Source organism: Enterococcus sp. DIV1083b (assembly GCF_051713705.1).
GTDB lineage: Bacteria > Bacillota > Bacilli > Lactobacillales > Enterococcaceae > Enterococcus_D > Enterococcus_D casseliflavus.
The window spans coordinates 1,945,680-1,971,970 of record NZ_JBIOQJ010000001.1; the positions used below are offsets into that span (position 1 = coordinate 1,945,680).

28 protein-coding genes are annotated in these 26,291 nt (G+C 42.3%); 10 read left to right on the forward strand and 18 right to left on the reverse strand.

The genetic code is table 11. The features are described from left to right. The first annotated feature begins 128 nt into the window (after positions 1 to 128). Entirely contained in the window at positions 129 to 1,010 is an 882-nt protein-coding gene (locus IGI69_RS09005) for a helix-turn-helix domain-containing protein (protein WP_438740532.1), read from the forward strand. Positions 1,011 to 1,072: 62 nt separating this feature from the next. On the opposite strand, the gene IGI69_RS09010 is transcribed toward IGI69_RS09005, so the two are convergent. The 5 genes from IGI69_RS09010 to IGI69_RS09030 all read right to left on the reverse strand — a co-directional run bounded on the left by IGI69_RS09010 (position 1,073) and on the right by IGI69_RS09030 (position 6,030). Continuing rightward, positions 1,073 to 1,690 carry an HAD-IA family hydrolase gene (locus IGI69_RS09010; RefSeq protein WP_005230151.1) on the reverse strand — a complete coding sequence of 206 codons (618 nt, stop codon included), beginning with the start codon at positions 1,688 to 1,690 and terminating at the stop codon, positions 1,073 to 1,075. 216 nt (positions 1,691 to 1,906) lie between these two features. Next, positions 1,907 to 3,499: a TPM domain-containing protein gene (locus IGI69_RS09015; RefSeq protein WP_438741518.1), complete on the reverse strand. Its 1,593-nt coding sequence runs from the start codon at positions 3,497 to 3,499 to the stop codon at positions 1,907 to 1,909. Positions 3,500 to 3,639: 140 nt separating this feature from the next. After that, positions 3,640 to 4,989, reverse strand: coding sequence for a PFL family protein (locus tag IGI69_RS09020; protein WP_438740535.1), 1,350 nt, complete (start codon positions 4,987 to 4,989; stop codon positions 3,640 to 3,642). 8 nt (positions 4,990 to 4,997) lie between these two features. Beyond that, positions 4,998 to 5,264, reverse strand: a complete 267-nt coding sequence (locus IGI69_RS09025; RefSeq protein WP_005230142.1) for an ACT domain-containing protein — start codon at positions 5,262 to 5,264, stop codon at positions 4,998 to 5,000. A gap of 103 nt (positions 5,265 to 5,367) precedes the next feature. Beyond that, entirely contained in the window at positions 5,368 to 6,030 is a 663-nt protein-coding gene (locus IGI69_RS09030; RefSeq protein ID WP_438740537.1) for a 2,3-bisphosphoglycerate-dependent phosphoglycerate mutase, read from the reverse strand. Positions 6,031 to 6,445: 415 nt separating this feature from the next. Between IGI69_RS09030 and IGI69_RS09035 the strand changes: the two genes are divergently transcribed. The 3 genes from IGI69_RS09035 to IGI69_RS09045 are packed head-to-tail and all read left to right on the forward strand — an operon-like array spanning position 6,446 to position 9,814. After that, positions 6,446 to 7,927 carry an ABC transporter substrate-binding protein/permease gene (locus IGI69_RS09035; protein WP_438740539.1) on the forward strand — a complete coding sequence of 494 codons (1,482 nt, stop codon included), beginning with the start codon at positions 6,446 to 6,448 and terminating at the stop codon, positions 7,925 to 7,927. Continuing rightward, positions 7,920 to 8,642 (forward strand): amino acid ABC transporter ATP-binding protein, encoded by a 723-nt coding sequence (locus tag IGI69_RS09040; protein WP_005230134.1) that lies wholly within the window; start codon positions 7,920 to 7,922, stop codon positions 8,640 to 8,642. The genes IGI69_RS09035 and IGI69_RS09040 overlap by 8 nt, the downstream gene beginning before the upstream one ends. Positions 8,643 to 8,659: 17 nt before the next feature. Continuing rightward, complete coding sequence (locus tag IGI69_RS09045) at positions 8,660 to 9,814, forward strand: pyridoxal phosphate-dependent aminotransferase (protein WP_438740541.1); 1,155 nt, start codon at positions 8,660 to 8,662, stop codon at positions 9,812 to 9,814. Between the two features lie 134 nt (positions 9,815 to 9,948). Here IGI69_RS09045 and IGI69_RS09050 read toward each other — a convergent pair whose 3' ends face one another. Beyond that, complete coding sequence (locus tag IGI69_RS09050; protein WP_005230129.1) at positions 9,949 to 10,656, reverse strand: DUF4811 domain-containing protein; 708 nt, start codon at positions 10,654 to 10,656, stop codon at positions 9,949 to 9,951. Continuing rightward, the gene (locus IGI69_RS09055; RefSeq protein ID WP_010749631.1) at positions 10,653 to 12,131 is read right to left on the reverse strand and encodes an MDR family MFS transporter; all 1,479 of its coding nucleotides are present in this window, start codon (positions 12,129 to 12,131) and stop codon (positions 10,653 to 10,655) included. Before IGI69_RS09055 ends, IGI69_RS09050 begins: the two co-directional genes overlap by 4 nt. 137 nt (positions 12,132 to 12,268) lie before the next feature. Between IGI69_RS09055 and IGI69_RS09060 the strand changes: the two genes are divergently transcribed. The 3 genes from IGI69_RS09060 (at position 12,269) to spxB (ending at position 15,488) form a co-directional block, all read left to right on the forward strand. Continuing rightward, complete coding sequence (locus IGI69_RS09060) at positions 12,269 to 12,754, forward strand: MerR family transcriptional regulator (protein ID WP_005230125.1); 486 nt, start codon at positions 12,269 to 12,271, stop codon at positions 12,752 to 12,754. 180 nt (positions 12,755 to 12,934) lie between these two features. Further along, a complete protein-coding gene (locus IGI69_RS09065; RefSeq protein ID WP_438740543.1) occupies positions 12,935 to 13,627 on the forward strand; it encodes an N-acetylmannosamine-6-phosphate 2-epimerase in 693 nt (230 codons plus the stop codon). A gap of 127 nt (positions 13,628 to 13,754) precedes the next feature. Then, a complete protein-coding gene (spxB, locus tag IGI69_RS09070; RefSeq protein WP_438740545.1) occupies positions 13,755 to 15,488 on the forward strand; it encodes a pyruvate oxidase in 1,734 nt (577 codons plus the stop codon). A 79-nt stretch (positions 15,489 to 15,567) separates the two neighbouring features. Here the strand turns inward: spxB and IGI69_RS09075 are convergent, their stop codons facing one another. After that, positions 15,568 to 15,696: a hypothetical protein gene (locus tag IGI69_RS09075; RefSeq protein WP_005236316.1), complete on the reverse strand. Its 129-nt coding sequence runs from the start codon at positions 15,694 to 15,696 to the stop codon at positions 15,568 to 15,570. Positions 15,697 to 16,104: 408 nt separating this feature from the next. Between IGI69_RS09075 and IGI69_RS09080 the strand changes: the two genes are divergently transcribed. Both IGI69_RS09080 and IGI69_RS09085 read left to right on the forward strand, forming a co-directional pair. Next, positions 16,105 to 16,650 (forward strand): NfeD family protein, encoded by a 546-nt coding sequence (locus tag IGI69_RS09080; RefSeq protein WP_016611105.1) that lies wholly within the window; start codon positions 16,105 to 16,107, stop codon positions 16,648 to 16,650. 25 nt (positions 16,651 to 16,675) lie between these two features. After that, positions 16,676 to 18,130 carry a flotillin family protein gene (locus IGI69_RS09085; protein ID WP_438740548.1) on the forward strand — a complete coding sequence of 485 codons (1,455 nt, stop codon included), beginning with the start codon at positions 16,676 to 16,678 and terminating at the stop codon, positions 18,128 to 18,130. Positions 18,131 to 18,208: 78 nt separating this feature from the next. Here IGI69_RS09085 and IGI69_RS09090 read toward each other — a convergent pair whose 3' ends face one another. The 3 genes from IGI69_RS09090 to IGI69_RS09100 all read right to left on the reverse strand — a co-directional run bounded on the left by IGI69_RS09090 (position 18,209) and on the right by IGI69_RS09100 (position 20,533). Beyond that, positions 18,209 to 18,778 (reverse strand): sugar O-acetyltransferase, encoded by a 570-nt coding sequence (locus IGI69_RS09090; protein ID WP_438740550.1) that lies wholly within the window; start codon positions 18,776 to 18,778, stop codon positions 18,209 to 18,211. Positions 18,779 to 18,800: 22 nt separating this feature from the next. Then, positions 18,801 to 19,313 (reverse strand): cyclophilin-like fold protein, encoded by a 513-nt coding sequence (locus IGI69_RS09095; protein WP_438740552.1) that lies wholly within the window; start codon positions 19,311 to 19,313, stop codon positions 18,801 to 18,803. Positions 19,314 to 19,435: 122 nt separating this feature from the next. Then, positions 19,436 to 20,533, reverse strand: a complete 1,098-nt coding sequence (locus tag IGI69_RS09100; protein WP_438740554.1) for an alpha/beta hydrolase — start codon at positions 20,531 to 20,533, stop codon at positions 19,436 to 19,438. Positions 20,534 to 20,744: 211 nt separating this feature from the next. On the opposite strand from IGI69_RS09100, the gene IGI69_RS09105 reads away from it, so the two are divergent. Further along, on the forward strand, positions 20,745 to 21,629 hold the full coding sequence (locus tag IGI69_RS09105) for a LysR family transcriptional regulator (RefSeq protein WP_438740556.1): 885 nt from the start codon (positions 20,745 to 20,747) through the stop codon (positions 21,627 to 21,629). Positions 21,630 to 21,717: 88 nt separating this feature from the next. Here IGI69_RS09105 and IGI69_RS09110 read toward each other — a convergent pair whose 3' ends face one another. The 7 genes from IGI69_RS09110 to IGI69_RS09140 form a co-directional block, all read right to left on the reverse strand. Next, on the reverse strand, positions 21,718 to 22,131 hold the full coding sequence (locus tag IGI69_RS09110) for a VOC family protein (protein WP_034858575.1): 414 nt from the start codon (positions 22,129 to 22,131) through the stop codon (positions 21,718 to 21,720). 315 nt (positions 22,132 to 22,446) lie between these two features. After that, positions 22,447 to 22,905, reverse strand: a complete 459-nt coding sequence (locus IGI69_RS09115; RefSeq protein WP_167821933.1) for a DUF3788 domain-containing protein — start codon at positions 22,903 to 22,905, stop codon at positions 22,447 to 22,449. A gap of 48 nt (positions 22,906 to 22,953) precedes the next feature. Then, positions 22,954 to 23,418, reverse strand: coding sequence for a hypothetical protein (locus IGI69_RS09120; protein ID WP_005230093.1), 465 nt, complete (start codon positions 23,416 to 23,418; stop codon positions 22,954 to 22,956). Positions 23,419 to 23,476: 58 nt separating this feature from the next. After that, positions 23,477 to 23,779, reverse strand: a complete 303-nt coding sequence (locus IGI69_RS09125) for an antibiotic biosynthesis monooxygenase family protein (protein WP_015509867.1) — start codon at positions 23,777 to 23,779, stop codon at positions 23,477 to 23,479. 167 nt (positions 23,780 to 23,946) lie between these two features. Next, positions 23,947 to 24,321: a hypothetical protein gene (locus IGI69_RS09130; RefSeq protein ID WP_438740560.1), complete on the reverse strand. Its 375-nt coding sequence runs from the start codon at positions 24,319 to 24,321 to the stop codon at positions 23,947 to 23,949. A 270-nt stretch (positions 24,322 to 24,591) separates the two neighbouring features. Continuing rightward, a complete protein-coding gene (locus IGI69_RS09135) occupies positions 24,592 to 25,575 on the reverse strand; it encodes a serine hydrolase domain-containing protein (RefSeq protein ID WP_438740562.1) in 984 nt (327 codons plus the stop codon). Positions 25,576 to 25,715: 140 nt separating this feature from the next. Then, positions 25,716 to 26,267 carry a CDP-alcohol phosphatidyltransferase family protein gene (locus IGI69_RS09140; RefSeq protein ID WP_142968180.1) on the reverse strand — a complete coding sequence of 184 codons (552 nt, stop codon included), beginning with the start codon at positions 26,265 to 26,267 and terminating at the stop codon, positions 25,716 to 25,718. Positions 26,268 to 26,291 lie beyond the last annotated feature (24 nt).

The following is a 26,291-nucleotide window of genomic DNA, read 5'->3' on the forward strand; positions in this document are numbered from 1 at the left end:
AAATGACACTTTCTTGGCATCATATGTTCCAATATTGTCAAAGCGCTTTCAACGAAAATTATCCTTTCTAAAATTTGCTATAATTTCACCTGTACTGAGTGGGAGAGATTAGCAAAGGGGTGCATATAATGAACGAGGAGAAAAAAATTCAGCCACAAACCCTTAAAGGCGAACAGTCCTTTAAAATGACTAAATTGAAGGGTTCCCCTACAGTGATTCAAAGAAAATTCTACGAGGAGGCCATTTTTATTTATGTAAGAAGTGGTCAGGGTTCGTTATTTATTGAAAATACTTGTATTAAAATCAATCGGTATGACTTCGTAATGATCTCGCCTTCCGTTCCTTTTCATATCGATCAGTCAGACAATGATGTGATCATGATTATTCAAGCACCACCTAAATTTATTAAAAAAGATCTTTTTCCAGCCTTAAAAAATAACGAAGAAGTAAGTCCTTTTTTCTTTCCATTCGTTTACGAGACACCGATGAAAACACCTTACATATATTTTAAAAGCCGAGACACCTCACCGTTAAACTCTTTCAACAATTTTTACTACGAGTGGCAAAAAAAAGACAAAAACCCTCGAATCATTACTTTGTTTTTGGCAATCATGATTGAAGACATCAGCCAGTCCTACGAGATGATTACCTCCTGCAATCTTTTCAAAAAAGAATCGGTGGATATTCAAGGAATCATTGATTATATTGAGCTACACTTAAATTCGATCACACTAAAAAAATTGGCACGTCATTTTCATTACAATCCCACTTATCTATCCACTTTTTTCAAAAAGAATACATCCATGAAATTTTCTGATTATGTCAAGATGCAAAAAATGGAAAAAGCTAAGGAATACTTGTTGCATACTGATCATTCGATCGATCAAATTGCTATCTTGTTAGGTTACTCTGATCGCAGTCAATTCTTTCAAGTCTTTAAAGCCTATTATGGTATTTCACCCAGCGATTTTAAAAAAAGTCGACGTTCTCATACCTTTTGTGACAAGTAATTTCATGATCGTTATCAATGAACAGGAAAGAACATTTTCACCACAAAAAAAGCCTTGATTTCTCAAGACTTAATGATTTCTTGTATTTCAGCCATTGATTGGACGGTATGGTCGGCAGATACATCTTTTAAGAGACCTTCTATATCATAAAATATCGTCTTGACACCTGCTCCTTGTCCTGCAAAAACATCCATCGTGCGATCACCGATCATGACAGTCTGATCTTTGTCTAGTTGATACTTTTCAACAAGATAAATCAGGGAAGTTGGATCCGGTTTGCGGGGGAAGTTGTTTTCTGGGCCAACGATCTCAACGATCAGGTCTGCCATCTGTTCTTTTTCTAACAGTTCTTTCGTCGAGACGACATCGCGGTGGGTCAAAATGTAGTTCTTTCCGCCAGCCGCAACCACGGCTTCTAATGTTTCTTTGGTTCCTGCAAAGGAAAGCGGCAAACGATCATCCAGCGCTTCATTTGCTTTGAATGCTTTAGTGAACTCTTGAAAATCTAAGTTGTATTTTTCAGCAACTTTTTTGGATGATGAATCTTTCAGTATATAATAAATCTCCGCTGGATCTGGATCAAAGCCATACTCCTTCAATGTCTTGATAAAAGCTTTTAACATGATTGGGTAGCTGTCGTAAAGTGTTCCGTCAAAATCCCATATGTAAGATTGGTACATGATATCCCTCGTTTTCTCCCTTTTTCAAATGAATGAAAGTTCCATTCATTTTCAGTAACTCTAAAAAGTTTACCACACTTTGTTTGGTTTGTCTTATTTATCAAGGGATTTCCTCTACAAGAAAAAACGCCATTGACCATACAATCCTTCCGCTTGCACAAACCTACATGCAAGCGAATGCATTGCAGAACAATGAACGTTCCTCACTACGAAAAATTACCAGCTACCAGAAACACCGCCACCGCTGCTGCTTCCTCCGCTAAAGCCGCCAAAATCATTCGAAGAACTTTGCGTATCGGCAATGACTTGTTCTTGATGGGTCACATGATTATTCATCATCACAAAGAACAACGCCATATTCATACCATGGGGGTCATACTCTTGGCGAGCATTATTCAAAACGGCTGCTCGATCAGAAGCATCAAATGAGGATAATTTGTTCGCTAAATCTGGGTGATTTTGATAAACCTGTTTCAAGTCAACTTGGAACAAGGCATCTGTTTTCACTTCCGCTAGAACATCAGAAACTTCTTTTGGAATGGCTTGTACCATCTCAGGATAGGTCGCTTTTTCCGTCACAAGTTGAGCTAAGTATCGCCCTTGCTCATTGCGTCTTCTGATCTCTTCTTTGGCTTGCTTGGCTATTTCTGCTCGATAAGCATCTGCTAAAGGCAGATTCTCGGGTAACACCGCATCAGTTAAATCATAGTCTGCCATCCGTTCAGACACTTCCCTGCCTAATTGGGCTTCATAGGTTTTTAAGGTGTCATGTTGTGTAAGGATCACCTGACCGAAATGTTTGACCGTGGTTTGTTTCTTCATCAGCAAGTTTGAAAAATAGGCGCCAATTGCTGGATTCGTCAAGCCGTGTTGGATGATTCGTTTATCCGCTGTCGACAATCCAGTGACCGAAGTCAATTTCGCTGGCACATAAGTCCTCGTCACATACTGCGTAAATGCTTGTTGACAATCTTTTGCTGTCTGATACTGATGGTAACGCTGATAGTTCTTTCTATTGCTAGCCCATTTCAAGAAATCTTTCTGTTGGAAGTGACTATCTTCTAACAGATGTTTCGGCAATGGCAGGTGCTCTTCAAAACGCCGTTTGGTTTTAAGATGGCGAAAACTGATGAACCCGACAAGGCCTGCAGCTGCTGCTGCTACGACACCACTGACGATTTTTCCAATAGTGAACCACATCTGCTTAGTGGCTTCTGCTTCTTGTGCCTGTTTTTCTGCTAACATTTGCTTGCCATCTTGATAGATCGTCCCTAAACCAATCGTTTCATCCGCTTCTTTCATTCGCTGATAGACTTCATTAGAAGCTGCCAATATCGCTGTATCATAATCTTCATCTCGTAATGCGTCTTTGGCATCTTCATCCACTAAATCATCTTCCGATAGATCACTGAAGACATAGGATAGTCCATCGCCATAACCCAGACGAAATTCACGATCGTCAATGGCAAAGAGAAACAATAGTCCATTATTGTCCTCTGGATTTCCTAAACCATACTCATTGAACAGTTCCAAATTACGCTCTTCAATCGATTGCCCATCTAAAGAAGGGATCGTGATCACAGCATATTCTGGCGCTCCAGTCAATGATTGGAAGCCCTCTTTATTCAAAGCATCGATCTGTTTGATCGTCTCTTGTGAAAGGACCCCGGCATCATCACGAACAAATGTCTGTCCAAAGGCAATTGATGGTTGAAGGACAAAAAATCCCATCAAACCAACAAAAACCAACATCCCAAGTTGGAAGATTTTCTTCATTTTACCACCCCTTTTCATCGTGTTATCTTTCATTGTATTCGATTTCAAATGATAAAACATCCGCCTTAAGCATGAAAAAAATAGTTACATGACTAAAAAACCTTTAAAAGACAGCATTTTGGTTGGTCTTTTAAAGGTCATTTTATCATATTTTCCTATTAAAGGAGTACAAATTAATTTTTGAATGAATGGATCGGAGCGGGAATACGTCCCCCACGTAAAATGAAATCAGTAGACTGCGCAGGATTGGTTTTCATCACTGGTGCCGTCCCTAATAATCCACCAAATTCAATGCGGTCGCCGATTTTTTTGTCTTTCGCTGGAATGATTCGGACAGCTGTCGTCTTGTGGTTGATGACGCCGATCGCTGCTTCATCCGCAATCATTGCGGCGATCGTCTCAGCAGAAGTATCTCCTGGAATCGCAATCATATCCAAACCGACAGAACAGATCGCCGTCATGGCTTCAAGTTTTTCTAAATTCAATAAACCAGCTTCTACAGCCTTGATCATCCCTGCGTCTTCAGAAACGGGGATAAAGGCACCCGACAGACCCCCAACATGGTTACATGCCATTACGCCGCCTTTTTTTACTGCATCATTTAACAAGGCCAAAGCCGCTGTAGTTCCGTGGGTACCGACAGATTCTAGACCCATTTCTTCTAAAATCAATGCCACACTATCACCGACTGCAGGAGTTGGTGCCAGCGAAAGATCGACGATCCCGAATGGAACGCCCAAGCGCTCGGAAGCCACGCGCCCGACCATTTGCCCCATCCGCGTGATCTTGAAAGCTGTTTTTTTGACTGTTTCCGCCACGACATCAAAGGACTCGCCTTTGACTTTTTCCAAGGCACGTTTGACGACACCAGGTCCGCTGACACCAACGTTGATTTCCACATCAGCTTCACCGACCCCATGAAAAGCCCCCGCCATAAAGGGATTGTCTTCCACTGCATTCGCAAAGACGACGAGCTTCGCACAGCCCATATCTGATGCCTCAGCCGTCTTCTTGACTGTTTCTCCCATCAGACGTACTGCATCCATGTTGATCCCAGCTTTCGTTGATCCAATATTGACCGACGAACAGACAAAATTGGTTTGAGCCAAGGCTTCTGGAATCGATTCGATCAATGCAAGGTCGCCGCCTTGATAGCCTTTTTCTACTAGTGCGCTATAGCCGCCGATGAAATTGACTCCGACTTCTTGCGCCGCTCGATCCAAGGTCTTCGCAACTTTAATACAGTCTGCGGGTGTCGGCTGGCAAGCTGCCACTACGATCGCTACAGGGGTAACCGAAATCCGCTTGTTAATAATCGGAATGCCATATTCACTTTCGATCTCTTCGCCGACTTTGACAAGATCTTTCGCTTTTGTTGTAATTTTTTGAAAAATTTTCTCACAAGTACGATCAATGTCGGCGTCAATACAATCCAATAATGAGATCCCCATTGTGATGGTACGAATATCTAAGTTTTCTTCTTCCACCATGCGAATGGTTTCAAGTATTTGATTTGTCTCCATAGTGCCTCCTATAATTTGTGCATGGTATCAAAAATCTCTTGATTTTGAATGCTGATTTTTACACCTAATGTACGACCAATTTGGTGAAGCTCCTCACGAACACCATCAAAATCCTGATTGGCATCCATGTTTAAAAGCATCATCATCGTGAAGTAATCTTCCATGATCGTTTGGGACACATCTAAAATATTGATTTCTAATTCTGCTAATTTCTGGCTAACACCAGCAATGATCCCAACCTTGTCTTTTCCAATAACGGTTAATACGGCTTTCATATCCTCCCGCCTTTCATAAAATTTTTCTTATTATAGCACAACAAAACCACATTTTCGATGTAACATCAAACGAAAATGTGGTTTATTCTTTAAATGTTCGTTATTACGCCCGTTCAATCATGTTCGCTTGGCTATCAAACTCATAAATGATCGGCTGTGCGTTAGGAATATCGATCGTATCCATGGCATCTTTTGGCACGTCTTCCAAGTATTTGACTAACGCCCGCAAGCTGTTCCCATGACCAGTAATGAGAATATTCTTATGATCTTTAAGTAACGGAACCACCTGGTCTTGCCAAAAAGGGACTACTCGCGCCACCACCATCCCCAGATTTTCTCCCTTAGGTATCAAGCGAGGGTCTAAAGAATCATAGCGTCGGTCTAAATCATTTTCCTCCACATATAAAGGCGGTTCATCATATCCACGTCGCCATTTTTGCACCTGTTCTTTTCCATACTTTGCCACCATCTCATCTTTATTGACCCCTACTAATTGGCCATAATGACGTTCATTTAGGCGCCATGTTTTTTTCACAGGGACCCAAAGCTGATCGCTGGCTTCCAGAACGGCATCGCAGGTGATGATCGTTCGCTGCAGCACAGATGCAAAGGCAAAATCAAAGGAAATCCCCAATGCTTTGATCTGTTCCCCCGCAGCCCAAGCTTGTTGTCGGCCTTTTTCGGTCAGAGAAACATCTAGCCACCCTGTCCAGTAATTTTCAAAATTTGCTTCACTTTCACCATGTCGAATCAATACGACCTTCATTCTATCGCCTCCTCTTCTCTTTTATTATCGCAAGAAATCCAAAAAATGTCTTATGTTTCGTTTTTGCTACTTTGTTTAAAACCACTTTTTATTTTGTCATTGCACATCCTGTTTCTCGTTTAAGCGAAGCTACTTTCTTTCTTCATTATCCGTTATTTTCTAAGCATCCTTTCAAATAGATGTGTTTAGAAAATGGCTGCTGCTCCTTCTCCACTTTGTTCTTCCTTGGATTGCAAGTAATTTGAATAAATGGTTTTACGCTCTACAACAATTTTTGACTTTTTTTCTCTGACTTATTGACTTCAACTGATGTTATGCTATGATAGTTTCTATCACTTATATGTATTTTTATACATTTATTAGATATTATTTGCATTTTTAATAGATGCGCAGAAAAAGTTAAAGGGGCGTTTACATGAAAAGGTTTAGTAAGGGTACTGTTTTATTAGGGATCATCACAGCGTTGCTGCCGTTTTTCTTTGTCGGACAAGCACATGCAGAAGAAACCGATCCAATCTATGAAAAAGTCAAAGAAAATGGTGTATTGGTCGTGGGTTTGTCTGCCGATTATGCACCATATGAATTCCGTGCCAATGTTGATGGAAAAAATGAAATCGTGGGGATCGATATCTCGATTGCCCAAAAAATTGCAGATGACTTAGGGGTCGATCTGAAGATTGAGGAGCTTGGGTTCGACGCGCTGTTAGGGGCTCTAAAAACGGGCAAAATCGATGTCGTCATCTCTGGAATGGCTGCTACGGATGAGCGCCGTAAAGAAGTCAATTTCACTGACACCTATATGGAAGTCCAACAGACCGTCCTGGTTCGAGCAGAAGACGCGGATCGTTTCCAATCGACGGCTGATTTTGATGGTGTAGCTGTCGGTGCACAACGACAAACCACACAAGAAGAGCTGGCAAATACAGAATTGACTGGCTCGACCGTCACCTCTTTGCAAAGGGTGCCTGATTTGATCACCAATCTAAAATCACGCAAGATCGATGCGATCGTGATGGAAGGTCCCGTCGCTGAAGCTTATGTGACGGCGAATGATACCTTGGCATTAGCCGAAAATGTCACGTTTGAAAACGGCGTGAAGGAGACCGCGATCGCCATCTCGAAAGAAGCGCCAGTTTTACTGGAAAAACTCAATTCCTCCATTGAAACTATCATTAGTAATGATCTTTTAAGCCAATACAAAGAAGATGCCTATCGATTGATGTTTACCGAAGAAGGCACGATCGATGAAGAGCAAAGCTTTTGGGAAAAATATCTGCCTTTTTACATCACTGGAACTGGCTATACGATCTTCCTAGCCTTGGTTGGGGTATTATTCGGCTCTATCGGTGGCAGCTTGTTAGCCTTTATGAAGCTTTCTAAGTCAAAAGCATTGAAAGTCATTGCCGCTGTCTATATTGAATATGTTCGGGGAACACCTTTGTTAGTACAAATATTTATTGTATACTTTGGAACAGGCGTGTTAGGCTTAGAGCTTTCGAAGTTAGCTGCTGGCTGTATTGCCTTAGCACTAAACAGTGCCGCCTATGTGGCAGAAATCATTCGTTCTGGGATCAATGCCGTCAATAAAGGACAGCTGGAAGCCGCTCGTTCATTAGGCATGAATCAGATCCAAGCGATGCGCTTCATCATTTTCCCGCAAGCCATCAAAAACATCTTGCCTGCTTTAGGAAATGAATTTGTCACGGTCATCAAAGAGTCTTCGGTCGTATCGGTGATCGGTGTGTCTGAACTGATTTTCCAAACAGGCGTCGTTCAAGGGGCCAGCTTCAAACCATTTTTACCATACGTTATCGTATCATTGATCTACTTTGTATTGACCTTCGCCCTCTCACGTCTCTTGGGTGTTGCTGAAAGGAGAATGAAAACTAGTGATTAAAGTTGAAAAATTAGTGAAAACATTTGGCGAGAATACCGTCTTAAAAGAAATCGATCTTGAAGTGACACCTGGTGAAGTCGTTGTGATCATCGGACCCTCAGGAAGTGGAAAAAGTACTTTCTTACGCTGCTTGAACCTTCTTGAACAGCCGACCGGTGGGAAAATCACCTTCGAAGGCAACGATTTATTGGCAAAAGGGGTGAAAATCGATCAGATCCGTCAAAAAATGGGAATGGTTTTTCAAAGCTTCAATCTATTCCCTCATAAAACGGTCTTAGAGAATCTGACTATCAGCCCGATCAAAGTCAAACAGCAAGAGCAAGCCGCTGCCGAAGAGACAGCGAAAGGATTGCTGGAGCAAGTTGGCTTAGCTGAAAAAGCGGATAGTTACCCCTCTAGCCTTTCTGGCGGGCAGCAGCAACGGGTGGCTATTGCTAGAGCGTTGGCAATGGATCCTGATGTAATGCTCTTTGACGAACCAACCTCAGCATTGGACCCAGAAATGGTCGGAGAAGTGTTGACGGTCATGCAAGCTTTAGCTGAAAAAGGCATGACGATGGTGGTCGTTACCCACGAAATGGGCTTCGCTAAAGAAGTTGCCGATCGTGTCATCTTTATGGCTGACGGTATCATTCAAGAACAAGGAACACCAGAACAAATCTTTGAGCATCCGCAAAATGCGCGGACACAGGATTTTTTAAGCAAAGTTTTATAGAAATTGGAGATGACAAAATGAACCGTCCGTTGATTGCAGAACGTTTTTTACAACCAGAAGAAAATCTTTTAATGGAGATCGCCACTCTTGCGAAGAAAACCCCGAATTTGATTGATTTGTCGATTGGTGATCCTGATTTGATTACAGATGCGACAATCATTGATGCAGCTTTTGCTGACGTCAAAGCGGGTCATACAAAATACACCGCTTCAGACGGCAGTGTTGATTTTATCCAAACTGTCGTTGATTTTTATCAAAAGCAATACCAGCTTACTTTTTCTCCTAGCCAAGTACGAGGAACTGTCGGTGCATTGCATGGCATGTACTTAGCTTTGGCTGCCATCATTGATCCCGGTGATGAAGTGATTATTCACGAACCGTATTTTTCCCCTTACAAACAACAAGTCGAACTAGTCGGTGGTGTGCCAGTCTTTATTCCGACCTTTGAAAAAGATGGCTTTCAAATCGACGTCGAGGTCTTAAAGGCCGCTATCACTGAGAAAACCCGGGCAATCATTATCAATTCACCCAACAATCCTACTGGTGCTGTTTTTTCTCCAGAAACTTTTGAAAAAATCGCAGCAGTTGCCATTGAACATGACTTACTAATCCTCTCAGATGAAGTCTATGAAGCCTTTTGCTTTGATGACACCTTTGTACCGATGGCAGCCTTCGCACCTGAGAACACCATCACATTCAGCAGTTTCTCAAAAGCCTTTGCCATGACTGGCTGGCGGATCGGTTACATGATCGCACCTGAATCGATCAATCTTACGGCAAAACTGATCAATGAGGCGATCGCCTATTCGGCACCAACTCCTTCACAACGGGCAGGTATTTACGCATTGAACCACTATGATACCCTCGTGCCCCAAGTGGTTGCTGTCTTTACGGAACGACTGACTTACATTGAACAACGGGTTGCTGAGATTCCCTTCCTTTCCTTATCCCCAGTCAAAGGAAGCATGTATGCCTTTATCAACATTGAACAAACGGGCTTGGACTCTGTCAGCTTTGTCGAGAAATTATTAAAAGAAACCAGTGTGCTGATGATCCCTGGGAAAGCCTTTGGAGAAACGACCGGCGATGGCTATGTTCGCTTAGCTGCCACCCAATCGTTAGACTTGTTAAAAGAAGCTTTCGACCGGATTGCCGCGTGCTCATTTGACTAAAGAAAATCCCACTCACTTCTAGTGTGTGGGATTTTTTTTAGTGGTAGCCGTTTTTCAAAAGTATCACGTTCCATATAAAAAAGGGACAGAAGAATCCGATTGGATTCTTCCGTCCCCTGACTATCTGCTCGTTTTTACTTTTTTGCTTCTTCCAGCAGTTTTGCCATCGCTTCTTTTTGATAAGCTTCTGTCAATTCAGCGATTTTTGCTTTTTGGGCTGCCTCATCCATAGTTGGATCAGCCATTAATGCAGCTTGCATTTTTTCTTGAACATAGGCTTGTCCTTGTGTTTTCATGGTGTCCGCTTGTTCTTTCGCTAAAGAAGCCAGTTTTTTTGCTTGATCCACACTCAAGACTTCCCATGAATCTGGCAATGAGAACGTATTGGTACGGCTGACATATTGGCCATCGTTATCAGCGATTCCGAACAAGAAGCGTGATAGGTCACTTTTATAGACCCAGCGCGTCGTTTTTGTTTCTAATTGAGCTGAATCAGCCCCTGTTTCCACGACATTGGTCACTTTATCAGTACCGGTTTGTTTTGGTTCCTCTTGATCAGCATCCGTTTTATACAGGTAGATTTTTTCCGTACCATCTCCTAATGGCTGATACAATAGCAAATCAAAATTCTCGTTATCGGCACTAGAAACCAGTGGGGTTGTTTTAGCAGTCGTTTCTTTTTCCATTCCAAAATGATAGGTCAAATTGGCCATCAATGCGACGACACTTGCCACGAAGACTAGACCTAAGACCAATGATAAACCTGTTTGCAGCTTGTTTTTGGCAAAGACATTCAGTACCGCAAACCCTAACACGCTAAGAACGATCAAAAGCAAGATCATTTGTCCGCACCTCCTTCAAGAACCGTCAATCGTGGTTCTTTTTTCTTTAAGGAGAAGGCGATCAAGAATCCTAAGAAGCTAAAGACCGCTGCCACATAAAAGGCGGCATGGTAGCCAGATAAAGTCGCTTCAATTGCTTTTTCTTTGTATGCCAAAGGCGTTGCATCCAGCAAAGAATCACTTGGCAAGTTGCCCTTGGTGACGTTCGTCAAGACACTGATCAAGATAGCCGTACCAATTGAGCTGGCTACTTGACGGAACGTATTGTTTACCGCGGTACCGTGACTGATCAAATGACCAGGTAAGGCATTCATTCCTGAAGTCGTTACTGGCATCATCACCATTGAGATCCCGAACATCCGAATCCCATAAAGAATGATGATATGCAAAATCGGTGTATCTTTTGTTAAGAAAGCAAATGGTAAGGTTGCGGCAGTCAAGATAAACATCCCGGTGATAGCTAAACGTTTTGCACCATACTTATCAAAGATCGCACCAGTGATCGGCATCATGATCCCCATGATCAACGCACCTGGTAATAACATCAATCCTGAATGAAACGCTGATTCACCACGAATGTTTTGGATATACAATGGGAGAACCATTTCAGCACCGATCATCGCCATATTCGTGACCCCTGAAAGGATCGACGCCAAGGTAAAGGTCGTTGATTTGAACACGCGCAACTCTAAGAATGGATGCTCAATGTGCAATTGACGCCATGCAAAGAAAGCAATGAAAAAGACACCGGCTGCTAGAAAACCGATTACTTCCATACTGCCCCACCCTTTGTCGCCGACGCTTGAAAAGCCATAGAGCAATGTACCAAAACCAAGGGTTGATAAAATCGCTGAGAACAGATCGATTTTCGGATGCGACAATTCAATCACACTCTTCATTAGAAAGAGCGCTAAGACTAAGACTAAAACGACGATCGGAATGACCATTCCGAACAAATAGCGCCAGTCATAATGATCAATGATCCAACCAGATAACGTTGGGCCTAGGGCTGGTGCTAACCCAATAACGATTCCTGACATGCCCATGGCTGAACCGCGTTTTTCTGGTGGGAAGATCGACAACATGATATTTTGCAAAAGCGGCATCGAGATCCCTACACCGGCAGCTTGCACTAAGCGGCCAATCAATAATGTAGAAAAGTTCGGTGCAGCAAAACAAGCGATCGTTCCTGCAAGGAAGATGCTCATTGCCGTTAAGTAAAGACTTCTCGAGCTGAACTTGTTGATCAGCCATGCGGTGATCGGGATCATGATCCCATTGACCAGCAAGAAACCAGTGGTCAGCCATTGAACATCAGATGCTGAGATGTCAAAGGCATCCATCAAAGTTGGAAAAGCCGTTGTTAACAATGTTTGGTTCAAAACAGTACAAAACGTACCGATCAGCAAAACCATGACCAGTAAGGAACGGTTGTAAGGTTTGCCGTAGATATCTAAAGGACGACTCGTTGACATATTTCACACTCTTTTCAGTATATTTTTCATAAAACCTTCTTTACTTTAAATCTTTCCCTAACATTTGTCAACCTACTTGACATAAAAGTAAAACAAGTTACAATATTAACAAATACCTTTACAAGAATGGAGTCCGTATGTCTCATCTTTTTCGAAAACTCGTTGATAATGAAAACTTGTTGGTCGGCATCAGCGAACTTAGCCAAATGTGTGATATCTCCCCTCGCCAATTGCGTTATTGGGAACAAAAAGGATTTATTCAATCGGTCCCACAAGAAGAAAATGCCCCACGAAAATACCGACTGCCCACGGTCGTCAAAGTGGAAATGATCAAAACGTTTTTAGATGAAGGCTTTACGTTGGCCAAGGCTGTTGAAAAAGCGGACAAAAAAATCAAGACCGCCCATCATATTCGCAAAGTGTTTTCTGGGGTTCTACAAAATTTAGAAGTCATCAATGAACGCTTTACGATCATCAGTCTGGGACCAGTAGATGACGAAGGAAAAATCCTCCATATCATTCACGATGAAGAAACAGAACGATTGCAATACGAAGTGCTGCCTGCTAATCAAACGATCGATTTTGAAAAGTTCAAGCAATGCACGTCAAAACAAGCAGAATAAAAAATCTGCCTAGCCTATTCGTTACGTGCAGCAAGTATCCTTGACAGTGATGCTTGCTGCACTTTTTTTGAATGTCTTATCTTTGATTCAAAGAGGTGTTGATTCATTTACAAGCAAAAAACCTCATGATATAGTCGAAGGGAGAAACGAACCTTTATCAGAATGGGAAGTGTCATATAAATGGAAAAAGAAGTCTTTACCCAACAAATCAAGGGCGGGTTGGTTGTTTCTTGTCAAGCATTGCCTGGAGAACCCTTATATACCGAAAACGGCGGTGTCATGCCCCTATTGGCAAAAGCAGCTCAAGAAGCTGGAGCTGTTGGCATCCGTGCCAATTCCGTTCGCGATATTCGCGAGATCCAAGCCGCTGTTGATCTGCCGATCATCGGAATCATCAAAAAAGACTATCCACCTGAAGAACCATTTATCACAGCGACCATCAAAGAGGTGCACGAATTAGCAGCTTTACAGATTGCGGTGATCGCTTTGGACTGCACCTTGCGCAAACGTCACGATGGCTTGATGGTCAGTGCCTTTATCAAACAAATCAAAACTCTCTATCCCCATCAACTACTCATGGCAGATATCGCCACCTATGAGGAAGGTATCAATGCCTTTGAAGCGGGTGTCGATTTTGTAGGTACAACTTTGTCCGGCTATACGGCGAATAGTCCCACCATTGACGAACCAGATTATCAATTGATCCAGCAATTGGTTGCGGCAAAGGTTCCAGTGATAGCCGAAGGCAAGATCCACACCCCGAAACAAGCAAAGAAAATCCAAGATATGGGTGTGACGGGTATCGTGGTTGGTGGTGCCATCACCCGACCAAAAGAGATCGCCAGCCGATTCGTGCAAGAGCTGCGCAACTGAGTCGTTCATTTCCTAAAATAAGTCTTTCACTGCGCCTTGTGACAGAAGGCGCATTCTTTGTTGTCTTTTTGAGAAACGTTTATACTTAAAAGAGAACGAATGACAACAGAGAAAGCGAGTGAAGAAAATGACAAAAATCAATGCTGGTACAGCAATGATCAAGGTTTTTGAAGCTTGGGGCATCGACCATATCTATGGAATCCCCGGTGGCTCTTTCAACTCAACGATGGATGCTTTGTACCATGAACGGCAATCGGTCAAGTATATTCAAGTACGTCATGAAGAAGCGGGTGCGCTGGCAGCAGCGGCTGATGCCAAGCTAACGGGAAAAGTCGGTGCGGTTTTTGGTTCTGCTGGTCCGGGTGCCACCCATTTGATCAATGGCTTATATGATGCTCAAATGGATAACGTGCCCGTCGTTGCCTTGTTAGGACAAGTAGCTTCGAGCTCGATGAACTACAATGATTTTCAAGAAATGAATGAAAATCCGATGTTCGCTGATGTCAGTATCTACAATCGCACGGTCATGTCCCCTGAAAGTTTGCCCCACGTGGTGGACGAAGCCATTAAAGCAGCTTACAAATTTAAAGGAGTGGCTGTGGTAACGATCCCAGTCGATTACGGGTTTGCAGAAATCGACAAACAGGAGATTGCAACCGCAAAAAATCATAAGACAGGTGTTCTCCAGCCTGATGAAGAGGATTTACAGGCTGCCCTTCCTTATTTTGAACAAGCAAAAAAACCCGTCCTTTATATCGGACAAGGTCTCTTTGGTCATTTTGATGCCATCGATGCTTTTTCTAAGCATTTCTCGATGCCTATCGCAGCTTCTGTCTTAGCCAAAGGCATCGTGCCTGATCTTTATGAAAACTTTCTTGGATTTGCTGGACGGGTTGCGACAAAACCTGCCAATGAAGCTTTGGCAGAAGCCGATCTCATCGTTTTTGTCGGCAGTGACTTCCCTTTTGGCCGCCGCTTTTTCAATCCTGGTGCCAACTTTGTCCAAGTTGATATCGACGCCTCGAAATTTGGTCGTCGTCATCAGACGGATGTCTCCGTTTTAGGAGATGGTGCGACCGCTCTTAGAAAATGGACAGAGATGGCAGCCCCTCGTCCTGCAGATGCTTGGTTAAAAGCCAATCAAGAAAACTGTCGCAATTGGCATGAATGGCGCCATCGTTTTTACCATGATTCGCAAGTTCCTTTGCGTCCTGAACCTGTCTATCGAGAAATTAACCGGATTGCAGCTCCTGATGCCCTGTTTGTCACGGATGTTGGTAATGTGACGATCCACAGTATCCGTCATTTAGAAATGACGGGTGAACAGCGTTTCACAACGTCTGGCTGGTTTGCGACAATGGGCAATGGTGTACCTGGTGGGATCGCAGCTCAATTGAGCTATCCGAATCGCCAAGTATTTACCTTTAGTGGGGATGGCGGTTTTGCGATGCAAATGCAAGACATCATCACCCAAGTGAAATATGATTTGCCAATCATCAACGTGGTCTTTTCCAATGACTCATTCGGCTTCATTGAAGCGGAGCAAGAAGATACCGAGCAAACCAAGTTCGGTGTCCAACTAGCCGGTGCTGATTTTGGTAAAGTTGGGGAAGCATTGGGTGCGAAAGGCTTCACGGTAACGAAGGAAGAAGAATTAGCATCCGTCTTTACACAAGCTAAAGAAAGCCACGGACCTGTGGTGATCGATGTCAAGATCGCTAACGAACGACCTCTTCCTGTCGAAGAACTGAAACTTGATCCGAACCGCTTCAGCCCTGAAGAAATCGCAGCTTTTAAAGCAAAATACCAAGTCCATGATCTGCCAGCTTTGAGTGAGTTGTACGTGGATTCTCAAGAGTAAATAAAAAAGAGAGAAAGACAGAAATCCTGTCCTTCTCTCTTTTTTTTCATCAACCATTTCATGTTTCTAATGCATCGCCTTACTTATTATAAATTTTCGGGCCTTTACGCATGTTTTTTCGATCGTTTTTTGGGGATTCCATTTTTTTTGAACGGCCACCGCCTTGTTTTTTCTTGATTAGTTCTAACATTTTTTCTTTTTGATCCATCGATTCCACCTCTATTTCTTAGCAATACTGTCGGTTGAAAAGAAGTGTTCCTGACTTCTTTTATGTTTGCGAACAACTACCTTCGATCTATGGTAATAGAAAATAAAAGCTGCCTCTTACGATTCAAATCATCAGCAGCTGATTTTGCCTTTTTCTAGTACCCTGATTTAATCTACTTTGATTTTCCTGGTTTGTCAATGGCTGGTTAAAAAAAGCTGATTTTTGATCGACTCTTTCAAAAAAATAAACCTCCCTTTGTTGTACTATTTGTTCAATTTTACTATTTTATTTAAGTTTTTTTATTATTTATTGGTATAATTATAACAGAACACCTATTCCGTTCTTTTCCTTCCCTCGTTCTTCTTCCGATTGTTTCTTAGCTTTCATTGTTCTTACAAATCACTCTATTTGAAAGGAGGTGGATACGTGCTGCACACTTATGCACCTGATCAGATTTATTTGTATGTATTGATTGGCTGTGCCATTTTAGCCTTTTTGCTGCTTCTGTTTGGCGATATCTTCGATTTTGATGGTCCAATTGATCCGATGTTGATCATCCCCTGGTTTGCCTTTACGAGTCTTTTCGGTTACTTAGGGGAAACTATTTTCCCAGGCTATTCGATGATGCTTTTCATTGGTAGCGCTTGTCTTTCTACAGGGCTCGTTTTTCTCTTGAATTTTTACGTGCTGATTCCCATGAGGAATGCTGAAGCGACGCTTTCGAGTTCCGAGAAAGACTTTGAAGGTCGAATCGCAACGGTGCTGACGCCGATTCCTTGTGAAGGAATGGGTGAAATTCAACTCACAAGTGTCACTGGTTCAAGTAATCGTCCAGCCTCGGCTTTTCAACCTATCGATGAACCATTAGCAGCAGGATCAAAAGTGTTGATTATTGAAGTCAAAGAGCGTATTTGCTACGTCGTTCCCTATACAGAAAAATTTTTGGACAACTAAAATAAATCACTAAAGAGGTGCATCTATGGATATTTTCTTATCACCAATTGTCTTTCCGATCGCAATCGTGGCGTTCATTTTACTGATGCTTTTGATCATCTTTGTCACGAAATATCAAACAGCCAAGCCCGATGAAGCGTTGATTATCAGCGGAAGTTACCTTGGCAACAAAAATGTTCATGCGGATGAGAGCAATAACAAAATCAAAATCGTGCGTGGTGGCGGAGCCTTTGTTTTGCCAGTGTTCCAACGATCAAACCGAATCAGCTTACTTTCCAGCAAGCTGGATGTTTCAACACCAGAAGTATATACGGAACAAGGAGTTCCCGTTATGTGTGATGGAACTTCCATTATCAAGATTGGCTCATCCGTAGAAGAAATCGCAACGGCAGCGGAACAGTTTCTAGGAAAAACCCGTGAAGAATTAGAAAATGAGGCACGAGAAGTCTTGGAAGGTCACCTGCGTTCGATCCTTGGTTCGATGACCGTCGAAGAAATCTATCAAAATCGCGACAAATTCAGCCAAAGCGTGCAAGAAGTGGCCTCTGTCGATCTAGCGAAAATGGGCTTGATCATTGTCTCCTTTACGATCAAAGAAGTACGAGACAAAAATGGCTATTTAGATTCTCTTGGAAAACCTAGAATCGCCCAAGTCAAACGGGATGCTGAAATTGCAGAAGCCGAAGCGCTGAAAGAAACCCGCATCAAAAAAGCCCAATCGGAACAAGAATCGCAAACAGCGGAATCAAAACGCATGACCGAAATCGCTGAAGCATTAAAGGAAAAAGAATTGAAGTTGGCGCTTTATAAGAAAGAACAAGACATCGCCAAAGCCGATGCCGATCAAGCCTATCATCTGCAAAGTGCCATCATGAAACAAAAAGTTCGAGAACAAGAGATTGAAGTTGAAGTCGTTGAACGACAAAAACAAATCGAATTGGAAGAAAAAGAAATCTTGCGTCGTGAACGCCAATTTGATTCTGAGATCAAGAAAAAAGCCGATGCCGATCGTTATGCGCTTGAACAAGAAGCATTAGCGAAAAAAGCGTCTGCGTTAGCAACCACTGAAGCTGAGCAGTTTCGAACAGAGTCGTTGGCAAAAGCTGAAGCCGATAAGATTCGTCTGATTGGTTTGGCAGAAGCCGAGACGACCTTGGCGAAAGGAACGGCGGAAGCTGAAACGAAGGAAAAAATCGCTGAAGCCTTCAAGAAATATGATGAAGCAGCGATCCTTAGCATGATCGTTGAGATCATGCCGCAATTAGTCAAAGAGGCTGCCGCCCCATTAGGCAATATCGATAAAATTTCGGTCGTTGATATAGGATCAAGCGAAGGCGGCGGTGCCAATCGTGTCACCAATTACGCCACCAATCTCTTATCGACCACACAAGAAACTTTGAAAGAAACCCTTGGTCTTGATGTGAAATCGTTGATCGAAAACTTCGCCGGTTCCAATACGAGCGAGCCGCCTCAAGAATAAGAAAACTGCTGTTCGTCTTCATCGCTTCAAAAGCGACAAGGCGAACAGCAGTTTTTTTCTTACTCATTGCTATTGTGCTTACTCAGTGACCTCTTTGACATAGTTTGCAGGTACACCAGCCACGATCGTGCGTTCAGCGACATCTTTGGTCACCACTGCCCCAGCAGCAATGATCGCATGGTCACCGACGGTCACACCGGCAACGATCGTTGCATTTGAGCCAATCCAGACATTCTTCCCAATCGTAATGGGGGCTGGATAAAGCGTGCTACGATCTTCAGGGTGAAGGCCATGATTCAAGGTAGCTAGAACAACGTTATGCCCAATTAGGGTATCATCACCGATCGTGATCCCTCCTTGGTCTTGAAAATGACAACCGGCGTTAAGAAACACCCCTTTACCAATGCGGATGTTTTTGCCGTAATCTGTATAAAAAGGCGGAAAAAGCGAAAATGTCGGTTCAACTGCTTTCCCAGTCAATTGGGCAAAAAGTTCTTGTAATTCATGAGGTTCATGATAAGCCGTATTGATTTTCATGGTCAGTTTTCTCGCCTCAGCACTCAAAGCCACCATTTGTTTTGAAGCTTGCGAACCGGCAAGTAAGGGTTCACCACTTGCCATAAGTTTGTTTAATTGATCGATCGTCATTTGTTTTTCTCCTAATCATTCGTTACTCACGAGTATTTTCTAGCGAAAAGACAACCTCCACGTCCTCTCCCCCCAACGCTTCTCTTAATCCTGCTGGATCTTCAATAACGCCGATACGACTATAGCCACCATAAGAATTGGTAAAGGTCTGATAAAACAGCACCAACGTATGACTATTCCAGCTCATGATTTCTCCTTCGTGAATGATCTCCGGCCGTTCTGTAGTCAATTCTGGCAAATTCTCAGAAAAACGATAATATTTCTCGTTATTGTTCAAGTCACTCATTGTCAACGTGAAGGGCATTTGATTCATTAGGTATTCAGACGCCTCATTTTCATAAAACTTCGCTATAAAATCCTGTTGACCAACCGTAATGACCACAGCTGTTGCTGATTCAATCGTCGGTTGATCATGATCCTGACTTGCCTCAGAGGAAGTTTCGCTGTCAGACAGCGCATGCCTCTCCTCTGTCCCACTTGTCCCACAGGCACTTAGTAGGAGCAGCAAGACAGCAGGGATGAGTTTTATCAGCATGGCTTCGCTCCTTTCTGCTGATGATTCGATGTAGCGGCGGGCAACGGAATGCTTATTTTCTAAAACACGACTGCTCAGCAGAGGAAACGGGACTGAACAGTCGTGCAGCTGGTTGTTGCGGTTTAATTCAAATGCTCTTGGAAGAATTCGGTCATTTGGTCAAAAGAAATCACCTCTGTTTGGTCGTATAGATCAACATGCGAAGCATTAGGAATAATTGTCAGCTCTTTGTTATCACCTTGCAATTGCTCAAAAGCGTCTTGACTGAAGTAAAGTGAGTGGGCTTCTTCTCCATGAAGCAATAAAACGGCGCTTTGGATCTCATCAATGTAAGACAAAAGTGGCATATTTAAGAATGACAGCGAAGACGTGACATTCCAACCATCATTAGAGTTCAAGGAACGTTCGTGGTAGCCTCGTTCTGTTTTGTAATAATCAAAATAATCCTGCATAAAGACCGGCGTATCTTCTGGCAGTGTATCTGGTACCCCACCTGCTCGTTCGTAGCTGCCATTGGCAAAATCAACTGTACGTTGGGCGTTCAGCTGCTGGCGCAATTCATGGCGTCCTTCAGCCCCCATTGCATCAAAATACCCTTGAGCATTGACTCTCGACATGTCATACATGGTGGCAGAAACAGTCGCTTTCACACGGGTATCGATAGCTGCGGCATTCAAAGCTAGACCACCCCAGCCACAAATCCCGATCAAACCGATTCTTTCTTCATCTACGTTTTCTTGGACAGATAGAAAATCGACGGCTGCTTGAAAATCTTCTGTATTAATGTCTGGGGAAGCCACATAGCGTGGTTCGCCACCGCTTTCACCTGTATAGGACGGATCAAAAGCGATCGTAACAAAACCACGCTCTGCCATCGTTTGCGCATATAGACCAGATGTCTGCTCTTTGACTGCTCCAAAAGGTCCGCTAACGGCGATTGCTGGAAGTGGTCCTTGCGCATCAATTGGTTCATAAAGATCAGCAACTAAAGTGATCCCGTAACGATTCTGGAAAGTCACTTTTCGGTGATTCACCGTGTCACTTTCTGGGAAAACTTTATCCCATTCATCTGTCAATGAAACATTTTCTGTCATCGTTTCTCCTCCTGAGCTGGCTTGCGGCTCTTCATTCGTCTCCTCATTATTGCTGCTACAAGCACCTAAAACCAACGGTGCCAGCACAACTAAAGACACAAGGGCCTTCTTTTGCCATTTTTTCATTTCATTCGCCTTCTTTCTCGGTCAACTATCCTGTACCTTAGGGCGATTCTCCAATGTTTCTCAACTGATCAAGGTCTGGATGATCGTTTTTTCTTGATCGCTTGAGCTATTTTTGGATAAACCTATTGTACTTGCAGCATCTTTCTATGTAAAATACTAATATCAAATACCCAACTATTCATATATAGCATAGAAAAAGGAGTATAGACCTATGGAATTAAAAAGTTTAACCACCTTTCTAACAGTTGCAGAAAAAGAAACGATTTCAGCTGCCGCAAAACATCTGCATCTCTCGCAACCATCCCTGTCACGACAGTTAATGGAGTTAGAAAAAGAATTAGGTGTCACGCTGTTCACCAGAGGCAATCGCAAAATTACGCTGACGGAAGATGGCCTCTTGTTTCGTAAGCGGGCGGAAGAAATTGTAGAATTGTTAGAAAAGAACCGTTCTGAATTTTTGTCGCCTCGAGATACGATTACCGGTAACGTGTCGATCGGTGCTGGAGAAACCTGCGTGATCCAGCTGTTGGGAAAAATCATCAAGGAGATTCAAGTTGAATACCCTAACATCAAATTTCATTTATTTAGTGGCAATGCTGACGAGGTCAAAGAACGGTTGGACAAAGGATTGTTGGGTTTTGGCGTCGTGATCAGCCCCGTCGACGTCAAAAAGTACCATTCCTTGCGCTTACCTACCAGAGACACCTGGGGCGTCTTGATGCGAAAAGACAGTCCCCTTGCTAGTAACGAAGTCATCACACCAAAGGATCTCTGGGAGGTTCCCTTGATTACTTCACGACAAAGTCTGGTCAGCAGTGAGCTTTCTAAATGGTTGAAAAAAGACATGAACAAATTGACTGTCGTTGCCACGTATAATCTCGTGTACAATGCGTCAAAGTTGGTTGAAGAAGGCATCGGCTATGCATTGACCCTCGACAAATTAATCAACTTCACCCCTGACAGTCCTTTATGCTTTAGAAAATTGAGTCCCACTCTTGAATCAGATCTTGCAGTCATTTGGAAGAACACCCAAGTTTTTTCAAAAGCCTCTGGACTTTTCTTGGAGCGGATGAAGGAACGCTTTATAGAGGAATGATTTCAAATAAAAAAAGATTTATCTCAAAACAATTATGAGATAAATCTTTCTTTACGTTTTTTTCTGATTCTTTTTGAATGTGAACTCTTTAGACACCGCCATCCTCCAAGCTTAGCAAATTTCCTTCTGGATCGCGGAAATAGGCAATATGAAAAGCTTGGTCCCCTTCCCCCAAAACGGTTTTACTCACTTCAAACACTACACCAGCATTGTTCATTCTCGTATAATCTTCTTCAAAATCCGTGGTGTGAAACGTTGCCGAAAGCGTATCAGATGAAATCCGATTATCCGAAATCGGATAGCCCTCCATTTGATCGATCACGGCATCCACTTGGAACATACCAAAAAAAGGCGCCTCCTCTTTCTTCGATGCAAAGCTTGTATAAGGACCTGACTCATCGCCATAAGTTGGTACCAAACCAACTTTTTCCGTATAAAAATGATAACACTTCTGATAGTCTCCTTTGACTTGAACGCAAGCTGTGATTCGTTGAATAGTCATTTGTCTTTTCTCCTTTTCCAATGTGTCTTCCATCAATTCAAAAGTAATTAAAGCATATTTTACCCATAATAGCATATTTAGCGAGTAAAATTTATTTCATTGTGAATTTTATCCGATAATCTAATCAAAATTAACGTTGGTTTTCCCAAGAGTTACTTATATTAAAACCCAATCAGAGGAAAGGCGATAAACTTAGAGTCTTCTGATTGACTTTTACTTTTCTTAATCTAAAATATGGGTAAACTATAACAAAGATTCCTTTTTGATAGATGTAATAAAATCAGACTATCCAAGTTAAATAAACATACTCTTACTTTATTTACTTTTTTTGAACACGATCAATTCGGTGATATCTTCAAAGAGTGATGGATTAGCGACATCAAAAATCACAGAAAAAAACTTCATTTTCGTGCCATTAGTTGGCGCCTTATGAATGGTTTCCTTTGTCTCTTCACTGATTGGTAAAGACAATAACTGTGTTCGGACTTTCTCGCTAAAGTGAAAGGAGACTTTGAAGAAGTCCTCCCACATCGAGAGCCAAAAAATTGGTTTCACTTTATTCGTTCCACGAGTCGTTGTCCATTTGTATTCGCCTTTGGACAACCACGCTTTTCCATCTTGGTAATAGCGCCAATCCATAAGAGAGATGCCCTCGTTTTCAAGGGTTTCGATAAAACGTTGATAAATGACATATCCTTCACCCAAAGATTCTGCAATCAGCTGCTCTGTTGGTTTCACGTTTTTGTCTCGAAACAATTGCTTTTTGCCTTCCATCCTTCCACTCAACTCCTTTGCGCTTCGTTTTTTAAGGTTTTCGCTACGTTACAATTTGATTTTGTTGATATCATCTGTGATGACCCAATCATCCATATTTTTTTCACGATTGTACTGAAATGGTGTTATTTCTTCTAATTCAGCGATTTCATAGACCGCTAGATACTTTTTCCCTGCCCATCGATCGACTTGTTTTTTCGATAAATTCAACTCTTTTTCATAGCGTTTTACAAAATCTATGGATTCTTCTTTCGTCATCTTTTCAGATTCAATCACGTTGGCAATGATGCCCCGATGAGTGATGGTCAAATCGCCGCCGGTCTCCACAAAATACACAAGATCGTTGATTTTGGCTCTTCCTCCTAAAGGTGATTTTCTGCCGGCTGCCCCCCGAATGATCATTGTTTTGTCACCGTGAATCAGTTTCTCAAGCTCTTTGGCTTCCTTATTTAAATAGACCAAATGTTCTGCCCGACCGGCTTTTCCTTGATACCATTCTGCTGGTTTTGTCATAAGAAGTTCCTCTTTTCATATGAATTGTTTTTTGAGCTGTTCATTCCATAGTGGCTAGTTATTGGAACGTTTTTTCAATGGTGTATAGGTGAGAGGTGCAACTGTTTAGATTGATGAATGAATAAAACTTTTGTGCAAAGGCATTAGGCGTGCCGCATCGGGCAAATGTTTCCGCATCTTCTTTCGTTTCGAACTTGGTGATGTCCGCCCAAGTTTCTCCATCTACTAATAATTCAAAAGAAAGGTATCCTCTTTGTTTGGAAATGTATTCTCGGTTTAATTGTTCAACGACACGAACAAATTCCGCTGTTGAAACGCCTTTTTTTAATTTGTACGAATTATGAAAAGCAACCTGTGCCATCGGGGCTTCCTCCTTTTAGATTCCATCAAGTAATAGAGCGTTTTAAAAAAAACTAACAGTTCTCCATTCAACCGTTCAAATGACTTTTTTAACGTCCGTTGTATTTCTACCCTGTCCTTTCTTAACAGTTGCAACAAAAAGTCCGTTCAGCAGGAGAGCATTTGGTACTAAAGCGAGCACTCAAGAACTTCCCCCAATAGTTTGTCGTGGGGAACGATCAAATATTTCTCCATTGCTTTCCAGTAACTTTCATACAACTTTTTTTGAGCTTTGCCATAATTTTCTTCGCTATCAAACTCCCAATAGTGAGCATATTTCACACATTTTATGACTCTCGTCAATGGATCTGGCAGGCGACCTTCCTTGATGGTCCTCATTTCTTTGATGTAATGGGTTCGTTTCATTAATCGAAAGAACAAAGCCCCCTCCATGGCCTTCATTGCCTCTGTTGCTTCCTGCATGACTGCTTCAAAGGTCTCAACACTACTGGGTTTCACTTGATAGATACTGATTTCTGAAAACACCCTGACCGCTCCTTTCACTTGTGATTTTCTTCTCAATTATAGTATACCAAGTTTACGTCGTTGATAGTTTGGTCATTTTATTCATTTCTCATTTATCTTCCGTTTATTATTGATTTAGCCTGCTACCTGCGGGATCAAATTGCTAAATTATAATTTCATAAAAAGGCTAGCAGCCGAGCTTTATCAGTAGGTCACCTGCCTGCCATAGTCACAAAAGGGATCATTAAGCTTTCGTCTACAAAAAAAGCAATCAACTTTTGACAGCAGACTGCTTTTTCTTAACGCTCATTAGTGCAAAAGGAAAGGTTTTAGCTCTGTCTCGATAAAGTCGATGCGATCAAAGACAGTTGGCTTAAAATACGCCGTAATGGCGATAATAGTCTCTGATTCGGGATCAATATAAAGGACATTTCCACTATTGCCGATGGCGGCATAGGTGCTTTTCTCAGCATCCAAGATCCACCATAAATACCCATAACTCATATTTTGAAATTTCTCTATGTTTGTCTCTAGCGGATTGACCATTTCAGTGAGCCATTGTGAAGAAATCACTTGTTGTCCTTGATGGATGCCTTGGTTCAAGCATAGCTCACCGATTTTGGCTAAATCTTTTGCTGAAAGACAAAGCCCGTAACCTGCAGTGCCAATATTTAAAGGATCGCAAAACCAAACCGGTTTTTTTGGTGCCTTGCTCATCGTAAAGTGCTTATGCTCTTGTGCCGTTTCCGCATAATAATTGGTCAGTTCGGCTACACCAAGAGGTCGAAATAAATAATGGTTCGCATAATCAACGGTCGTCATTCCAGAAGCTTTCGCTAACAAACCAGTGAGTATCTGCAGACAAACGGTTTGATAATTGAATTCATTTGTCACCCCTTTTCTTCCTCCCAATAAATCAAGCGAGGCGCTGGTCCAGTCGTCACTCGAACAAACCTTTGTCCATGGATCACCTTTGCATTTATACGGGGCTCGCATCGTTAATAGGTGTTTGATCGTAATATCCTGAATCGTTTTTTCGCCCCGTTTTACTTGATAGTCTGGAAAATAATCGAGGACTTTGTCATTGACACTCCTGATGAGGCCTTGATCGATCGCTATCCCAACTAGTAGAGAAACGATACTTTTCGTAGCGGACATAAGGTGGCAAGTATCCTCTGGCTTATACTCATGCCATTCATCCGAGTAAACTTCCTTTCCATTTTGGTAGGCAGCAATTTGGCAAATATTAGGCTGGTTTTTACTGATACATGCATGCAGTTCTTGTCTATTCATTTGTGAAGCCTCCCTTCAAAGATAAGCATAATACCATTAAAAATTGTTTTCAATGTTATTTTTAAAATTGTTTTGAAGGGTCTTTTAAAAGTCTATTAGCGATGAATACGCAAAAAAAGGCCCTCAATGATAGAGGCGCCTTACTTAAAACTTTCGAATATCGATTTTTGATTTCTATCCAGATTTTTTGAGAGGATCGTTATCAGCAATTCTTCTAATGCGGACACAGTGGCGATGGTCCCCAAAATCAAGACAACAATTTTTGCATGACTCACCATGAGCAGCAATGGGAAACTACCTAAAAGAAAACCGACTGCTTTGTTGAGCCATGTATGCAGACTACTAAAAGACCGATATTTTACATAGCCAATCAGATAACTGACAAAACGAATCATAGCAATCACTAGTAGCCAGACCCAAAGCGTATGTGCCGCCAACAACTGTGGTAGAAAAGAAAGAAAAACTGCGAGAAAAAAGCTTACATCTGCGAAACTGTCTAGTAAGGCACCCACCTCACTCGTAAGATTCATCCTTCTTGCAAGCAGCCCATCGACGAGGTCGCTTACAAAACAATAGGAATAGAGCAGCCAAAACCAGCCAGACATTGGCTGAAGGAATAGTAAAAGTGGTGCGAGAATCAGTCGAGATGTGGTAAGGATATTGGGTAAATGATTCATTTGTTCTCCTTGCATTTCATTTTCTTCACAAATTTTGAA

What these genes read in the sequence shown, in the direction of transcription:
- IGI69_RS09005 (WP_438740532.1), top strand. Translation starts at nt 129, where the DNA reads ATGAACGAGGAGAAAAAAATTCAGCCACAAACCCTTAAAGGCGAACAG.
- IGI69_RS09010 (WP_005230151.1), bottom strand. Translation starts at nt 1,690, where the DNA reads ATGTACCAATCTTACATATGGGATTTTGACGGAACACTTTACGACAGC.
- IGI69_RS09015 (WP_438741518.1), bottom strand. Translation starts at nt 3,499, where the DNA reads ATGAAAGATAACACGATGAAAAGGGGTGGTAAAATGAAGAAAATCTTC.
- IGI69_RS09020 (WP_438740535.1), bottom strand. Translation starts at nt 4,989, where the DNA reads ATGGAGACAAATCAAATACTTGAAACCATTCGCATGGTGGAAGAAGAA.
- IGI69_RS09025 (WP_005230142.1), bottom strand. Translation starts at nt 5,264, where the DNA reads ATGAAAGCCGTATTAACCGTTATTGGAAAAGACAAGGTTGGGATCATT.
- IGI69_RS09030 (WP_438740537.1), bottom strand. Translation starts at nt 6,030, where the DNA reads ATGAAGGTCGTATTGATTCGACATGGTGAAAGTGAAGCAAATTTTGAA.
- IGI69_RS09035 (WP_438740539.1), top strand. Translation starts at nt 6,446, where the DNA reads ATGAAAAGGTTTAGTAAGGGTACTGTTTTATTAGGGATCATCACAGCG.
- IGI69_RS09045 (WP_438740541.1), top strand. Translation starts at nt 8,660, where the DNA reads ATGAACCGTCCGTTGATTGCAGAACGTTTTTTACAACCAGAAGAAAAT.
- IGI69_RS09050 (WP_005230129.1), bottom strand. Translation starts at nt 10,656, where the DNA reads ATGATCTTGCTTTTGATCGTTCTTAGCGTGTTAGGGTTTGCGGTACTG.
- IGI69_RS09055 (WP_010749631.1), bottom strand. Translation starts at nt 12,131, where the DNA reads ATGTCAACGAGTCGTCCTTTAGATATCTACGGCAAACCTTACAACCGT.
- IGI69_RS09060 (WP_005230125.1), top strand. Translation starts at nt 12,269, where the DNA reads ATGTCTCATCTTTTTCGAAAACTCGTTGATAATGAAAACTTGTTGGTC.
- IGI69_RS09065 (WP_438740543.1), top strand. Translation starts at nt 12,935, where the DNA reads ATGGAAAAAGAAGTCTTTACCCAACAAATCAAGGGCGGGTTGGTTGTT.
- spxB (WP_438740545.1), top strand. Translation starts at nt 13,755, where the DNA reads ATGACAAAAATCAATGCTGGTACAGCAATGATCAAGGTTTTTGAAGCT.
- IGI69_RS09075 (WP_005236316.1), bottom strand. Translation starts at nt 15,696, where the DNA reads ATGGATCAAAAAGAAAAAATGTTAGAACTAATCAAGAAAAAACAAGGC.
- IGI69_RS09085 (WP_438740548.1), top strand. Translation starts at nt 16,676, where the DNA reads ATGGATATTTTCTTATCACCAATTGTCTTTCCGATCGCAATCGTGGCG.
- IGI69_RS09090 (WP_438740550.1), bottom strand. Translation starts at nt 18,778, where the DNA reads ATGACGATCGATCAATTAAACAAACTTATGGCAAGTGGTGAACCCTTA.
- IGI69_RS09095 (WP_438740552.1), bottom strand. Translation starts at nt 19,313, where the DNA reads ATGCTGATAAAACTCATCCCTGCTGTCTTGCTGCTCCTACTAAGTGCC.
- IGI69_RS09100 (WP_438740554.1), bottom strand. Translation starts at nt 20,533, where the DNA reads ATGAAAAAATGGCAAAAGAAGGCCCTTGTGTCTTTAGTTGTGCTGGCA.
- IGI69_RS09105 (WP_438740556.1), top strand. Translation starts at nt 20,745, where the DNA reads ATGGAATTAAAAAGTTTAACCACCTTTCTAACAGTTGCAGAAAAAGAA.
- IGI69_RS09110 (WP_034858575.1), bottom strand. Translation starts at nt 22,131, where the DNA reads ATGACTATTCAACGAATCACAGCTTGCGTTCAAGTCAAAGGAGACTAT.
- IGI69_RS09115 (WP_167821933.1), bottom strand. Translation starts at nt 22,905, where the DNA reads ATGGAAGGCAAAAAGCAATTGTTTCGAGACAAAAACGTGAAACCAACA.
- IGI69_RS09120 (WP_005230093.1), bottom strand. Translation starts at nt 23,418, where the DNA reads ATGACAAAACCAGCAGAATGGTATCAAGGAAAAGCCGGTCGGGCAGAA.
- IGI69_RS09125 (WP_015509867.1), bottom strand. Translation starts at nt 23,779, where the DNA reads ATGGCACAGGTTGCTTTTCATAATTCGTACAAATTAAAAAAAGGCGTT.
- IGI69_RS09135 (WP_438740562.1), bottom strand. Translation starts at nt 25,575, where the DNA reads ATGAATAGACAAGAACTGCATGCATGTATCAGTAAAAACCAGCCTAAT.
- IGI69_RS09140 (WP_142968180.1), bottom strand. Translation starts at nt 26,267, where the DNA reads ATGCAAGGAGAACAAATGAATCATTTACCCAATATCCTTACCACATCT.